General features: G+C 73.7%; 1 protein-coding gene. It reads right to left on the reverse strand.

Annotated features, from left to right (window positions below):
• Positions 1-931, reverse strand: a 931-nt coding sequence (locus DEH69_RS32700; protein ID WP_258534647.1) for an acyl carrier protein, incomplete at both ends; no start/stop codon positions are given.

Genomic DNA, 931 nt, shown 5'->3' on the forward strand with positions numbered 1-931 from the left:
GGCCATTGCTGGCGCCGTCCTGGTTGACGGCCATGCCGCGCACCACCGCCAGCACGGGGTGACCGTTGCGGCGGGCGTCCGACAGGCGCTCGACCAGCAGCATGCCGACGCCCTCGCCCCACCCGACGCCGTCGGCGGCGGCCGCGTAGGACTTGCAGCGCCCGTCGGACGACAGGCCGCGCTGGCGGCTGAACTCGATCAGCGTCTCGGGCGTGGCCATCACCGTCACGCCGCCCGCGAGCGCCAGCGAGCACTCGCCCGAGCGCAGCGCCGCGATCGCCTGGTGGAGGGCGACAAGGGAGGAGGAGCACGCGGTGTCGACCGTGACCGCGGGGCCTTCCAGGCCCAGGGTGTAGGCGACGCGGCCCGAGGCGATCGCGCCCGTGCTGCTGTTGTAGGTGTAGTCGTGGTACATCATCCCGGTGAACACGCCGGTCGCGCTGCCCTTGAGCGACAGCGGGTCGATCCCGGCGCGCTCCAGCACCTCCCACGACGCTTCGAGCAGGAGCCGCTGCTGCGGGTCCATGGTCAGCGCCTCGTTGGGCGCGATCCCGAAGAACTCGGGGTCGAACTCCCCCGCGTCATAAAGGAATCCGCCCTCGCGCGTATAGCTCTTGCCGGGGCGGCCCGGCTCGGGGTCGTAGATGCCCGCCTCGTCCCAGCCGCGGTCGCCAGGGAAGCGCGACACGGCGTCGACGCCCTCGGCCACCAGGCGCCACAGCTCCTCGGGCGAGGCCGCGCCGGGGTAGCGGCAGCTCATCCCCACGATCGCGATCGGCTCACCGGGGGCCGCCTGCGCTGCGGGGACGAGGGGCGCGCCCGCCGCGTCCTGGCGCGCGTCACCGTGCTCGGGCACCAGCTCGCCGAGCAGGTGCCCGGCCAGCACGCGGGCGTTGGGGTAGTCGAAGATCAACGTGGGGGGCAGCCGCAG

The organism is Streptomyces sp. PT12 (assembly GCF_003311645.1).
GTDB lineage: Bacteria > Actinomycetota > Actinomycetes > Streptomycetales > Streptomycetaceae > Streptomyces.